Origin of the sequence: Paenibacillus sinensis, from assembly GCF_019904155.1 — a bacterium.
In the GTDB taxonomy this organism is placed as follows: Bacteria; Bacillota; Bacilli; order Paenibacillales; family Paenibacillaceae; genus Paenibacillus_AQ; species Paenibacillus_AQ sinensis.
The window spans coordinates 61,408-74,619 of record NZ_JAHCMB010000187.1; the positions used below are offsets into that span (position 1 = coordinate 61,408).

The 13,212-nt window shown below is 57.3% G+C and carries 12 protein-coding genes and 1 riboswitch; of the genes, 3 read left to right on the top strand and 9 right to left on the bottom strand.

The features are described 5' to 3' along the window. Nucleotides 1-13: 13 nt before the first annotated feature. Nucleotides 14-2,332 carry a heavy metal translocating P-type ATPase gene (locus KIH86_RS21355; protein ID WP_223084401.1) on the bottom strand — a complete coding sequence of 773 codons (2,319 nt, stop codon included), beginning with the start codon at nt 2,330-2,332 and terminating at the stop codon, nt 14-16. 181 nt (nt 2,333-2,513) lie between these two features. Between KIH86_RS21355 and KIH86_RS21360 the strand changes: the two genes are divergently transcribed. Then, nucleotides 2,514-3,065, top strand: a complete 552-nt coding sequence (locus tag KIH86_RS21360) for a PadR family transcriptional regulator (RefSeq protein WP_235775526.1) — start codon at nt 2,514-2,516, stop codon at nt 3,063-3,065. Next, nucleotides 3,046-3,831 (top strand): CPBP family intramembrane glutamic endopeptidase, encoded by a 786-nt coding sequence (locus KIH86_RS21365; RefSeq protein WP_223084402.1) that lies wholly within the window; start codon nt 3,046-3,048, stop codon nt 3,829-3,831. Before KIH86_RS21360 ends, KIH86_RS21365 begins: the two co-directional genes overlap by 20 nt. 120 nt (nt 3,832-3,951) lie before the next feature. Here the strand turns inward: KIH86_RS21365 and KIH86_RS21370 are convergent, their stop codons facing one another. The 8 genes from KIH86_RS21370 to KIH86_RS21405 form a co-directional block, all read right to left on the bottom strand. Continuing rightward, the gene (locus KIH86_RS21370; RefSeq protein ID WP_223084403.1) at nt 3,952-4,317 is read right to left on the bottom strand and encodes an ArsR/SmtB family transcription factor; all 366 of its coding nucleotides are present in this window, start codon (nt 4,315-4,317) and stop codon (nt 3,952-3,954) included. Nucleotides 4,318-4,775: 458 nt separating this feature from the next. Then, on the bottom strand, nt 4,776-5,516 hold the full coding sequence (locus KIH86_RS21375) for an ABC transporter permease (protein ID WP_223084404.1): 741 nt from the start codon (nt 5,514-5,516) through the stop codon (nt 4,776-4,778). A 1-nt stretch (nt 5,517) separates the two neighbouring features. Beyond that, the gene (locus KIH86_RS21380) at nt 5,518-6,231 is read right to left on the bottom strand and encodes an ABC transporter permease (RefSeq protein ID WP_223084405.1); all 714 of its coding nucleotides are present in this window, start codon (nt 6,229-6,231) and stop codon (nt 5,518-5,520) included. Continuing rightward, the gene (locus KIH86_RS21385; protein WP_223084406.1) at nt 6,228-7,139 is read right to left on the bottom strand and encodes an ABC transporter ATP-binding protein; all 912 of its coding nucleotides are present in this window, start codon (nt 7,137-7,139) and stop codon (nt 6,228-6,230) included. The genes KIH86_RS21380 and KIH86_RS21385 overlap by 4 nt, the downstream gene beginning before the upstream one ends. A 59-nt stretch (nt 7,140-7,198) precedes the next feature. Beyond that, on the bottom strand, nt 7,199-8,671 hold the full coding sequence (locus KIH86_RS21390) for a sensor histidine kinase (RefSeq protein WP_235775527.1): 1,473 nt from the start codon (nt 8,669-8,671) through the stop codon (nt 7,199-7,201). Next, complete coding sequence (locus KIH86_RS21395) at nt 8,668-9,339, bottom strand: response regulator transcription factor (protein WP_262416486.1); 672 nt, start codon at nt 9,337-9,339, stop codon at nt 8,668-8,670. The genes KIH86_RS21390 and KIH86_RS21395 overlap by 4 nt, the downstream gene beginning before the upstream one ends. Nucleotides 9,340-9,364: 25 nt before the next feature. Next, entirely contained in the window at nt 9,365-10,342 is a 978-nt protein-coding gene (locus tag KIH86_RS21400; protein ID WP_235775528.1) for an EAL domain-containing protein, read from the bottom strand. Between the two features lie 311 nt (nt 10,343-10,653). Next, nucleotides 10,654-11,094 carry a pyridoxamine 5'-phosphate oxidase family protein gene (locus KIH86_RS21405; protein ID WP_223084408.1) on the bottom strand — a complete coding sequence of 147 codons (441 nt, stop codon included), beginning with the start codon at nt 11,092-11,094 and terminating at the stop codon, nt 10,654-10,656. A gap of 190 nt (nt 11,095-11,284) precedes the next feature. On the opposite strand from KIH86_RS21405, the gene KIH86_RS21410 reads away from it, so the two are divergent. Further along, entirely contained in the window at nt 11,285-12,724 is a 1,440-nt protein-coding gene (locus KIH86_RS21410) for a hypothetical protein (RefSeq protein WP_223084409.1), read from the top strand. Nucleotides 12,725-13,055: 331 nt separating this feature from the next. Continuing rightward, nucleotides 13,056-13,169, top strand: a riboswitch (TPP riboswitch). Nucleotides 13,170-13,212: the final 43 nt, after the last annotated feature.

Below are 13,212 nucleotides of genomic sequence, written 5' to 3' on the forward strand. Positions count from 1 at the left end.
AAGGACTTTTGAATCATTTTTCGACATGCCGAAGGGCCCTCATGCTGTTAAGAACGGCGAGTACGGTAACGCCCACATCCGAGAAGACCGCCTCCCACATTGTGGCGATGCCGAACGCTCCGAGCAGCAGAAATGCTCCCTTGACCCCAAGCGCCAGCGCGATATTCTGCCAGACAATGGCTCTGGTCCGCCGCGCGATTCCAATGGCTGTTCCGATCTTGGAGGGCTCGTCGGTCATAATCACAATGTCTGCCGCTTCGATAGCCGCATCCGAGCCGAGACCGCCCATCGCAATCCCCACATCCGCCCGGGCCAGCACCGGCGTGTCGTTGATGCCGTCGCCGACAAAGGCGATTTTGCCCGTTCCACGCTTCTCCGCCTCCAGGCGTTCGATTCGCTCCACCTTGTGCTGCGGCAGAAGCTCCGCATGAATCTCGTCGACGCCAAGGCGCTTGCCGACTTCCTCCGCGACGGCTGCCGCGTCACCGGTCAGCATGACCGTCTTCGTTATGCCGGCTCCGCGGAGAGCGGCAATGGCGCGGGCTGCGTCGTCCTTCACCTCGTCGGCGATCACGATGCTTCCGGCATACCGGCCGTCTTCGGCCAGATGTACGACGGTTCCGGCTCCCTCCGGCTCGCTGAAGGCAACTCCCTCGCTCTTCATAAGCCGCGCGTTCCCCGCCAGCACCGTTCGTCCTTCGATAACAGCCCGGATGCCGTGACCCGAAATCTCCTCGTAATCCGTCACGGCGCCTCCCGGGATTTCACGGCCGTAAGCCGCCAGAATCGACTCGGCGATCGGATGGCCGGAATGGCTCTCGGCATAAGCGGCGAGCCGCAGAAGTTCTTCCTTCTTCATTCCTTCCGCCGGATAGATTTCCGTTACCTTGAACTGCCCTTTGGTCAGCGTTCCCGTCTTGTCGAACACGACGGTCTTCACGTCGTTTAGCGCCTCCAGGTAATTGCTTCCCTTGATCAGAATGCCGCTGCGGGAAGCCGCGCCGATACCGCCGAAGAAGCCGAGCGGGATGGAGACGACAAGCGCGCAAGGACAAGAGATGACAAGGAAGACCAGCGCCCGGTAAATCCAGTCGGAGAAGGTCGCTCCGCTGATGACGAGCGGCGGCACCACGGCCAGCAGCGCAGCCGCAATGACCACGAATGGTGTATAAGCACGGGCGAAACGGGTGATGAAGTTCTCCGTCTTGGCTTTGTTGTTCGAGGCATTCTCGACAAGCTCGAGAATTTTGGAGACAGCCGACTGCTCGAATATTTGGGTAACCTCAATGACGACTACGCCGTTCTTGTTGATAAATCCGCTGAGCACGGCAGATCCCTTCTCTGCCGAGCGCGGAACCGACTCCCCTGTCAGCGCCGAGGTATCCATCATGGCGCTGCCTTCAATTACCGTGCCGTCCAGCGGAACCTTCTCACCGGGCTGCACCACGATAACGTCCCCGATCTCCACCTGTTCGGGAGATATGATCCGGGTTTCTCCGCTGGCGAAACGCACTCTGGCCGTCTCCGGCCGGATGTCCATCAGCGCCGTGATGGAGCGCCGGGAACGGTTCACGGCAAGGTCCTGGAACAGCTCGCCAACCTGGTAGAACAGCATGACGGCGACGCCTTCCGGGTATTGACCGATCGCGAAGGCCCCCACAGTCGCCAGAGCCATCAGGAAGTTCTCGTCGAACACCTCACCGCGGAACAAATTCCGTACGGCCTGCCAGACTACGCCGCCTCCGGCCGCGAGGTAGGCCAGAATGAACAGCCCCAGCTCCAGGTAGCCGCCGGAAGGCATCAGATAACCGGCTGCAGCAAGCAGAGCGCCGGCTGCAATTCGCAGCACCGTCTTCCGCGTGCTGCCTTCTCCATGGCTGTGGGCATGTCCCTCTCCCGATGCCTTGCGGGCTTCATGCCCGTGAGCATGGGCGTCCCCGTGTTCATGCGAATGCGAGTGTCCATGCTCATGAGCATGACCGTGGGCGGAAGCTTCCGCTGACGCCGCCTGCGCCTGAACCGGAGGCAGAGAATGCAGCTCCCCTCCATCCGTCCGGACTTTTACATTCCGGGGATTCCGTACTGCTCCGGACGGTCTTTTCTCCAGCACCTTCACATGCGGCTCCAGGGAAACCACCGTCTTCCGCACCTGCTCCTCTCCCGGAAAGCGGCTGTCCGCCTCCACAGTCAGCGTCTTCGTAGCGAAATTGACGGAGCAGGAGGCAACGCCCTCCATCTTTTTCACCCGGTTCTCAATTTTCATCGCGCAGTTCGCGCAGTCCAGGCCTTCGAGTATCCACTGCCGTTTCTCTGTCGGCTCCACCGTGCTCAAAGTCTCCAGCCCCTTTCGTAAAGCTTACGATTAACATATGAGCAACTGTTCATATGTTCTTACCGACATTATATGCCTCCTCCTTTCAAAGTGTCAATCCTCACCAAAAAAAGAGTTGACGGAATCTGGAAAGCGGATATAATAAACATATCAAATAGATATATCTAAACGATATGTTGAGGTGTTGAAATTGCTTGAATTTGTACTGCTCGGCATGCTGATGGAAGGCGAAATGAGCGGCTATGACCTGAAAAAGACGATCGACAGCACTGTGGGACACTTTTACAACGCAAGCTATGGCAGTCTGTACCCCGCACTGAAGCGGCTGACGGACAAGGGGCATGTGTCAATGAGGGAAACCTCCGACAGCAAGAACCGCAAGCTGTATGCGCTGCTGCCGGAAGGCAGAAAGGCTTTTATGCAATGGCTCGCGGAGCCACAGAGCTCCCGGCGGGAGCTGCTGATCCGGGTATTCTTTTTCGATTATCTGGAGGATGAGGTTCGGATGGAGCATTTGCAGGGTTACCGCCATACCGCCGAACGCGAGGTCCGGGAACTGGAAGCGGTCCGTTCCATCGTGGAGGGCGAGCTGGCCGGGATCGAACATCCCGAGGATTATTATTACCGCGTGTCGGTGCTGGAATACGGTCTGATGCACGCGAAGATGCAGAGACAATGGATTCAAGATATTATGGAGAGGAAGAGTCTAAACCATGTCAATTCCGGCAAATAAAAAATCGTTCACTAAATCGTTCACTGAGAGGCGCCCCGTGCTGGCCGTCGTTCTGATCGAAGTGCTGCTGTTCATCGCCGTCTTCATGGCGGGAGCCTACGCGACAATTAAGGAGCTGAGCTTCTCCGCTCCCATCCTGATCTCCTACATCCCGATTACGGCCGTTCTGGTCCTCTACTTCACCCTGAAGCGCAAATGGGGGTTCTACGGCTTCCGCTCCTTGTCGTCGATTCCAAAAGGAGACTGGCGCTACTACCTCCCGCTGCTTGTGTTGCTTGCCATCATCGCCCTGAAGGGCTTCCGCCAGATTGAGGCTTCCGAAGTACTGTTCTACCTGGGCTTCACGCTGCTGGTAGGCTTTGTGGAAGAGAGCATCTACCGCGGCCTCATCGTGAACATTCTCCGCCCCAAGAGCGTCCGGACGGCTGTCATCACCTCCTCCGTGCTCTTCGGCGTCACCCATGTGCTGAGCGTCCTTTCCGGACAGGATGCCTTCCAGACTGTTCTTCAAATCGTCTATGCCCTGCTTCTCGGAGGCGCGCTGGCGCTGCTCATGATCCGGAACCGCAATATTCTCCCGCTCATTCTCTTTCACTTTCTTCATAACTTCATTCAGTTCGTCGGCAACGACAACAGCGACGCCTATCTGGGCATTGACCTGGCGATTCTCGTTCTGCTCGCGGCTTACTGCTTCTGGCTGGCGCTCAGCCTGAGAAAATCTCCGCTGCCCCGTGCCGCTGGTCAAGGAATCAACAGCGCCCAATAAAACTCATCTGTAGCTTCAGCTCGTACATAAAAAAGCTCACTAAAAAAGGCGGGGACCCTCAGGGTCTTCCGCCTTTGACGTATTCGTTATGGATTTCGGGGGTACCTCCGCTATTTATGCCTATTCATGCCGGATATGCTCATGCGTCTGCAGCATGATCTGCTCGACATGCGCGTCGTTAAGCGAATAAAATACCGTCTTGCCTTCCTTGCGGCGCTTCACGATCCGCAAATTCCGCAGATAGCGAAGCTGGTGGGACACCGCCGACTGGCCCATATCCAGGATGGCCGACAGATCGTGCACGCACAGCTCCTGGCGGGACAGGGCGTAAATCATCCGAACCCGGGTCGGATCGCCAAGCGCCTTGAACAGCTCCGCCATCTTGTCGGTCGTCGATCTCTCCGGCATTGCCGAGCGGATATCGCCGAGTGAAATCTCCGAGCCGCTGCAGGTGTTGTCACATTCCTCAATTGCTGCCGGTTTCATCTGTTTCCCTCCTTAAGGCCTGATTTCTTCCCTGCTGATATTTCCTTCAGATTCCAATCGAAGCCATTTCGATGATGCTGCCGAATCCCTCTTTATTTAGATTGAACCGGATACTCGAAGAGAGGGGTACAGCCGCAACTACAGTGAATGTTTGGACTTTCGGCCGCTGTTGTCTCCAGATTTCTTAATTTTCAATTTTTCGGTTGAAATCCGGAGACAGCCAATGCTTACGTAGCGAGCTTTTCTGCGAAAAGCTTGTAGGCGGTCGCTTGCGCTCCTACAGTTCCAAACTTCCCCTCCGTTGCTCCTTCCCTCTCCTCTTATTTTCAGGTCAATCTATACAGCGGTTGTTTTTCTTGCAATATCAGGGAGCCGAAGCTTCGAAGTTACTCCTTCTGATATTATAAGTAAAAAACAAGGCCGCTGTCCATCGGAGTCGGAGTGTGGATCACGCCGGACTATACCGCCTTTCGCCGAAAGAGCAGCAGTCCGGCAGCCAAAAAGAGTACCAGACTGCCCGGCACGACTGCAAGCAGGCTTTGAAGCGGCAGATTGAGCGCTCCGTAAGCCGCTCCTCCATGCGGAAGCATGGCAAGGGCGGGCTGAACCCACGGATAATAGGGCGAATAGGCCGCTGAACTCACAATCAGAATGCCCGGCAGCGTCAGGCTGACATTCAAAGCTAGAGGAGCGGCGAAGCTGCTCCAGGCCTGAGAGACAGCCAGCTGCAGCGCGGCCAGCGGCAGACAGGCCAGCCAGCCGGCGGCTGCACTGCCGAGCAGAATGGACCAGGGAACGGGCGCTTCAAGCCCCATGCCTATCCCTGTCAGAGCTTCGACGGCGGCGAACAAAATCTGGGTAGCCGCTAGCAGCAGGGCGACCATCGTAAATTTGGCCAGGTACACAGAGGAACGGGACACCGGCAGGGCCAGCAGCGCCTTCCAGCCGCCGTCCGCATGCTCATGACGGCACAGCACCGCCGCGTACAGACCGGACAGCACCGGAAGGAACAGGAGCGCATGCAGCAGCGACATCGACGACAAAAGCGTGCCCCAATCGGGCTTCCCGCCCTCCGGCGTGGAAGACGTCAGGCCGATGGGCACCGCCGCAGCGGGACTCGCCGCCGCAAGCAGCCACAGCCGGGAGCCCGCCAGCTTGAGCCGCTCGGCCGACAGCATTCTCAGATAGCTCTTCGGCATGTCAGTTCACGTCCTTCCGGCCGAAATGCATGGCTCCCGGGATCAGCAAGAGCAGGCCAAACACCACGCCAGCTCCGGCGAACCCCGGTCTTCCCGGCCCGCTCCAGGCGTAATAGACCCAGTTGGTCGGCACCCATTCCGGGAGCGACGTCAGGAAAGGCGACATAATGGCCGTGATGACGCCGACCGATACGGCAAGCGACTGGTTCCGCGAGACCAGAGAGAGCCACAGCTGCAGTGCCGTGAAAGGCAGGGCGGCCGCGAAGGAAGGAAATCCGGTCCGCAGCAGATCGATAACCGGAAGCTCTACAGCCGGAAACCCGAGAAGAAGTCCGAGCACCGCCAGAAAGACGGGAAGCAGCAGACAGGATACCGACAGCAGCATCAGAGCCAGCAGCAGCTTGGAGACGAATACCGAGATGCGGGATACCGGCAGCGCGAGCAGCTGCTTCCAGGCGCTGGTCTGATGCTCAATTCCCGCGATCAGCGAGCAGATCAGCGTGCTTCCTAACAGCAGCGTCATCGGCACGAACTGCATGGTCTGTTCCAGCAGCCCTTCCCACATGTGTCCGGCATAAATGGACTTCATATAATCAAGCCGGAGGCCAAAGTTCAGCGCCTGGATGCCCATAACCCCCAATGGACCGATCAGCGCAAGGAGCCAGATGCCCCTTCCCCTGATCTTCAGCCAGTCGGAGGCGATCACCCGCATCATGGCGTTTCCCTCCCTTCGGTAATCTGAAGGAAGAAGTCTTCCAATGACCGGCGCCGCTCCTCCACCCTGTACACGGCATGTCCCCGCTCCACCAGCGCCTTGACCAACAGCGCCACCTTCGCGTCGTCCAGTTCCGCGAGACGCAGCTCGCTGTCGCTGCGCGTGCCGGTCCAGCCGCGGCGCAGCGCTTCCTCCAATGCCTCCTCCGGCTCCGATACGCGCAGCCGGATTTCACCGGCGGAGCGCTTGCGAAGCCCCTCGATCGTGTCCTGGCAAATCATTCTGCCCTGGCGGATAATTCCGACCGTTCCGGCCATCTGTTCGATTTCGCTCAGCAGATGGCTGGACACCAGCACGGTCATGCCGTACTGCCGGGGCAGCGACTGGATCAGGCTGCGTATCTCCTGAATGCCGGACGGATCAAGCCCGTTAGTCGGCTCGTCCAGAATGAGCAGCTCGGGCTCGTTCAGCAGCGCCGCAGCGATCCCGAGCCGCTGCTTCATGCCAAGCGAGAAGCCTTTGACCGGCCGGTTCTCCTCGCCCTTCAGGGAGACGATATCCAGCACCTCCGCGATTCGCCGCTTCGGCGTCCCGAGAATGCGGCGGATCGCCTCCAGATTTTGCACCGCCGTCAAATGGCCGTAGTAGGAAGGCGACTCGACCAGCGAGCCTACCTTGCGCAGAATGTCCAGCCGCTCTCTCCGCAAATCCCGGCCGAAGATCTCGATATGCCCCTCCGTCGGCGCAATCAGCCCGAGCAGCATCCGAATCGTCGTCGTCTTCCCGGCGCCGTTCGGGCCGAGAAATCCATAGATTTCTCCCTTTCCGATGCTCAAATTCAAATGGTCGACGGCGAGTCTGCCGCGGTATGCCTTCACCAGCTCAGTCGTTTGTATAATGATATCCATTGCTCTTTCACCTCGGATCAAGCGTACCTCTCCGAGGTTAAATGAGCGGTGTTCGAAGTTTAAATTTCGTTTAAAGCCCCGGCCGGGGAATACAGCTTCGGAAAAATATAAACGGCCGTCCCCCCGGAGCCGGTCTCCGTCTCCCGGACAAGCCCCATTCCGGACAGAAGCATATCGACGATAGCCAGGCCTAGACCGGCCCCGCCGGCTGGCGAATGCTCTCCGAGACCGGGGCCCCGGTCTCGGATCACAATAGCCCGAACACCGCCGCGCTCTTCCTCGAAGAGTCCGACATAGCTCCCTGTTCCGGCATGCCGCATAATGTTCTGATAGAGATTATCCAGCACCCGCCGGAACCAGGATTCGTCAATCCTCCAGATTAGAGGTCCTCCTTCAAGCCGTATATCTGCCTCCATTCCTTCACGGGTCCAAACCGGATACCAGGATGCCGCGCTTTCGCGCAGCAGACGCAGCACATCCCTGTCCGAGAGCGCCAGCTTGACCCGGCCGCTCGCGAGCAGGTTGTATTCAAGCAGATTATCGATGAGTCCGCTTAAGTCGGCAATCCGGCGATCCATCAAATCGATGGATTGTCTGCCCTCCGAAGTCAGCGTCTCCTTGCCTACCTCGAACAGATGGCTTCGAATGACGGTAAGCGGCGTCCGCAGATCATGGGACAACCCGGCGATCAGCCGCTTGCGAAGCTCCTCTTCTTCCTTTTCCCGGGCCCGGCTGACCTGCAGTTCCTTCACCATGGCATTAAAAGCATCCTCCAGCAGCCCGATTTCATCCGGCTTGTCTACAGGGACAACAGCCGGCAATCCGCCGCCTTCCACGGTCATGGCCGTTTGCAGCCGGAGCAGACGCCTGCGGATGCGGGCAAAGAACAGCCAGGAGACTACGGCGAAGACTATGAACAGCAGCGCCAGCACTATAATATACCGGAGGTTGGAGGGAGGAGCCGTTTTTTTCCTGAGAACCTCTATAGGCACGGCCATGGTCATAAAGCCTTCGCCCCGGGCTTCATCATCTCCGATAAAAGCGACGATCGTCAGCGGATCGCGGCTTACGCTCCGTTTCATGAAGGAAATGGCCGAGGCCGCATCCCAGGAAGCGGGAACACGGTAAGCTGCACTATCGCCGTCCCCGCTCCCGGCAAGCCGCTTCTCCGGCTGAAGCGAGAGCCGGGTAACTCCAGCTCCGTCTACCCAGAACAGAAAGGCATACGGATACAGCCCGCCGAGCTGCCTCAGACGGGCGGAGATCAGATCCGGAGTCTTGCCGGCAAGCTCCCGGGCCTCGGCATGCCACTGCTTCTCCAGCTTCGCCGTCCCGGCGTATACCTCGAGCTCCCCGGAGGTCTCGGCGTCCAGACGCCTTTCCGCCAGACGGTCGGACAGAGAAGAGGAAGCTACGACAAGCCCGAACACGACAGGCAGGAACAGAACGGCGGCCGCTACGATCAGCATATACCTCGACAGCAGCGAACGTCGGAAGGCCGGCAGCCCTCTGCCGTTCCGGACCCTCCTCATGGCTTGATCCTGTATCCGATGCCGCGGATCGTCTCGATAATCTCCGGCGCTGCCGGGTCGCGCTCCAGTTTCTCGCGCAAATAACGTATATGGACCATCAGCGTCTTGTCGCCTTCCAGATAAGGCTCATTCCATACCGCTTCATAGATCTGTTCCTTGGTCAGAATCTGGCCCAAATGCCGAAGCAAATAAAAAAAGATGTGAAACTGCTTGCCGGTAAGCGGAATCTCCTCTCCGCTATCCGTATGTACAACCCGGTTCTCATCCTCATAAACGGTTAGATACTTCAACACCAGAGGAGCTGAAGCCGTCTGTCCCGACCTTCTCAGCAGCACCCCGATCCGGGCCGCCAATTCATCTGGATGGAAGGGCTTGGTCAAATAGTCGTCCGCAAACTCCAGACCCTGAAGCTTGTCATCGATCGAGGTCCGCGCCGACAGCATCAGGACCGGCATGCCGGGATATGCCTTCTTCAGGCGCTGCCCGACCGTAAATCCGTCCAGCCCCGGAAGCATGACGTCCAGTACGGCCAATTGGCAGCCTTCCGCTTCCGAAGCGGCATTCTCGCCGCTTCTCAGCCAGCGGACCGTATATCCGCGTTCCTCCAAATCGCGGCAGACAGGACCGGCGATCTGCCGATCATCCTCCACGTACAGCAATGTAGCCATGATATACCTCCCTTAACCCACCAGACTAGATCGCCGAAAAACGCGGCGGAGGCTCCGGCATCGGACGGCCGAAGAAATAGCCCTGCGCCAGCTCGATGCCAAGGCCCAGGCAGAATTCGAATTCTTCCCGCCGCTCGATTCCTTCCGCCAGCACCCGGCCCCCGAAGCGGCCCGATTTCTCCACGATTTCACGGATTGTCTCCTGCTTGCGGAGGTCCGTGTCGCACAGGCTGACGAAGTCCCGGTCAATCTTGACGTAATCCGGGCGCAGCTGCTCCATCACCTCCAGGGTGGCGAAGCCGGAACCGACGTCATCAAGCGCCACATGAACACCATGGTGTCGATACTCCGAGAAGATCGCGGCCAGATGCCCGATGTTGCGGATCATCTCCGTCTCGACGACTTCAAATACGAAATCCTCCGGCCGCAGGCCTCCCGCGCTGATCGCCTCAAACGCATGGGCGAGACAGTATTTGGGATTCGAAATGGATGAAGGCAGAAAATTGATGAATCTCTTCATTCCGTCCGGAAGTATCCGGCTGGATTCAATGGCGGACGCAAGCGCAGCCCGGTCCAGAAATGAATGATAGCCGCTCTCTCTCGCCACTTCAAACAGCGTGTAGGGTCGGAAGCAGTGACCGCCCGGAATGGGACGAAGCAAAAACTCGAATCCGATGATATGCTCGGCCGAATTCACGATCGGCTGCATGTAGCTGCAGAACTCCTTGTTGATGATCACATCGATCAGTCCGTGGTTGACGATGCGGACCCGCAGCTGGGAAAGCGATACCCAGCGCTCAATCAGCTCATGCTGATGCCTCCCTTTCAGACATACCGCTATAGACCCCGCTTCATCCCTTTCTTCCAACAGTTTGATGATGGACAGAATTTCATCGCGGGACCGGTACGGGATTACATACTCACTGCCGTTAATGACGTCACAATGAAATCCGGCACCCTGCACGGCGTTCTCAAGACAGGGGATAGCCGACCTGACTTTCATCAATCCCTCCTCCTCCATAGGGGCGATGGGATAGCAATCGCTGCAATGCATGGGTGTCCTCCTTGGGAGCTAAATAATACCGATAATGCCGTTATTATACCAGCTTTTCCCCCGGTAATCAGGAAACGTATGGAAAAACATCCATGCAATGCGGGACTTAAGCCGCTGCCTGTCGCAGCCTTTCGCGGCCTTTTGTCGAAAGACCCCGGAGAGCGAAAAAACACCCGCATAAATAGGCCAACCAGAAGTCTCCGGCTGACCCGATATACAAAGCGCCCCTTGTCGGTCGCTCCTCCTGTTTATGCTCCGGTTTATTTGCCCGCCGAAGCCGTCTCCTTCTCCCATACCTCGTGCTGAGCGTTCTTGCCGGTATACTCGATCCGTGTCGGAGCAAGCTCCAGGATTACATAATCGGGATCAGCCGGTCCGTTAAACCAGCGCTCCAGATCCTTGCTCCACACCTTGCCGCGAAGCGATTCGTCTTTGGTGACGGAAGCCCGGGCCTCTATCCCGACAATATCCTTCGTACCGCCGGCTTCAAAGCCGAGCAGCAGGAAGACATTCGGATTATGCTGAAGCTCTTCCACCTTATGCGTCTTGCGGTCAGTCGCCAGCATAATTTTCAAACCGTCATGAAAAATAGCCATATAACGCACTTTTGGCTTGCTGCCAGCTTCAATTGTGGCAAAGGAACCAAATTTATTGTCATCCAGTGCCTGCATAATACGCTGCTCCAGTTCTTTCTTATCCATCCTGTGTCCTGTCTCCTTTCTGTGCCAATCCCTTCTGCTTCACACCAGGACTGCCGATACGTTAATGTACCCCCACAGGAAAGAATGAATCCGGAGAGAGAGCATGTTACGTTTTTTTGCAGCCCCCCACAGGGTAAGTTACACTTAGAAGATTAGAGAAGCGATTGACGTTGTAGCCGGGAGGAATGTTATGAACCAGCAGAGTGACGAACCCATCTTGCATACTGCGCTTTTGCAGTTTATTTTCCCTTTCTCGATCACTGAGGGGCAGGGGCCAAGGCTTGCGGAAAGCTTGGATCGGGAAGGCTTCGCCCCTTTTTTCCTGGACCGCAAAGAACTGCAGCATGAATACTACGGGGAGGGCTATTGCGTATCGCATGAGCACATGGAGCGCTCCTACATGCCGTTCGCCGCACATGTGCTGTTTCCGAGAAAAGGGCATGACCGCGACACCTTCCGCCGCTATTCGCGGGTGAACGGACTGGAATGCGTGATGGAGCTGGCCCAGTGCCGTATTCCCTTTCGGGTGCTGTCGACCGATGTGTTCATCTGCCCGTTTCAGCTTGGATTTGTCACGGTGCGAACCCGCATTGAGGGGGATCGGATTCCTCTTAAGCATGTGCTTGAATTCGCCGACCGTTTCCGTTCACTGGAAAATGTGACAGAGGCGGATGCTTCCTGTCGCATTATCTGCGAAGACAAGTCGTTCGAACAGATGGAGGATTTCGTGTTCCGGAATTTGGTGAGCGGGCTTGAGGATTTTCTTGACCAGTCCGATCTGAACGGCGCTTACTTTGAGACGCTTCCATTCTTCGTGGATGAGCGGATGATGGTGCAGGCTTTCTATGGACTGGAGGATGGCGCGGAGATTGACCCGCAGACCTGCTACCGGGCTTCGCAGCTGGACGGCATGACGCAGGACGGCAGCCCGTATACAAGCGCAAGCAGCGCAGAATACATCGAGGATTACTGCCGGGACCATCGCTACAGCCGCTGGGGGCCGGACACCTATTATATGACCAACGAACAAACCTTCTGCTGTCTCAGCAGGTCTGGTCCCGAAATCTCGGTCAGGCTGGCGAACCAGATGTACGGCGAATATTATTACGGTCTGCTGCTCAGCCTTTTTCACAAAATCGTTCTGCTCAAGCTGGCCAATGTCCATTCGAGGCTGCGCATCGAGCGCGACAATGAAGAAATTCAGGATCTCATCTATTACATTAACAAGTTCTCGGCCAAGTTCTATTTCGTAGAGCTTATTTCACAGACGCAGGGACGCGAAATCTTCTACCAGCTTCGAAAAGTATACGGCAACGATGAGCTATTCGAGGAAGTGAAGCAGACGCTGGCGGACCTGTTTCAGTATCAGGAGAAGTTTCAGGCCAAGCGCCGGGACAATCTTCTGATGATTCTGACCGTCTTCACGGTCGTCAGCGGTATATACGGCATGAACCAGGTCATCGACGACCTGAAGGGCAGCATTGACTGGAGCAAAATGAGCAGCTACTCTCCCTTCGAGTATCTGGCGCTGTTCCTGACCTTCAGCGGCATCACGGTCAGCGCCATCCTGACGATCCGCGAGCTCTGGGGCAGCATCAGGTCCCGTCTGCGCCGCAGAAGGTTCGAGTAGCAGGCTAGAACAGGGAGATCGGGGTTCCGCCAGCTGTTCAAGAACCGCCGCAGAACTCATTCCGGACCGAAGGCGGAGCGGGCGAAGGCACTGCTGGATGTCGTCCGGCCCGCCGTCTTTTCTGGCCGGCGCCGCGGTTGGACCGCCCAACTCCAGTGCCGGGCAGCAAGCGCGGGCAGCAGGCGGGAGGCCGCCGGGACATGCAGAACAACAGCCTGTTTCCGGCAAATTCCGCCCGTCATAAAACCTTGACTGCGTCCACACCCACTGGACAATTCCCGATTCCTGCGTCTATAATACCCGTAAGCAGCAGAAGAAATGCCCGGAACTTCATATGAACCAGGGGTGCTGGAATAACGGCCGGCTGAGAGTGTATCCCGCAAAGATACTGACCCTTATACCTGATCTGGATAATGCCAGCGTAGGAATGACATCGCCGTGCAGCAAGCCTTTGTTAAGGCAGCCGCATCTCATGCGCTCAGCCGCGT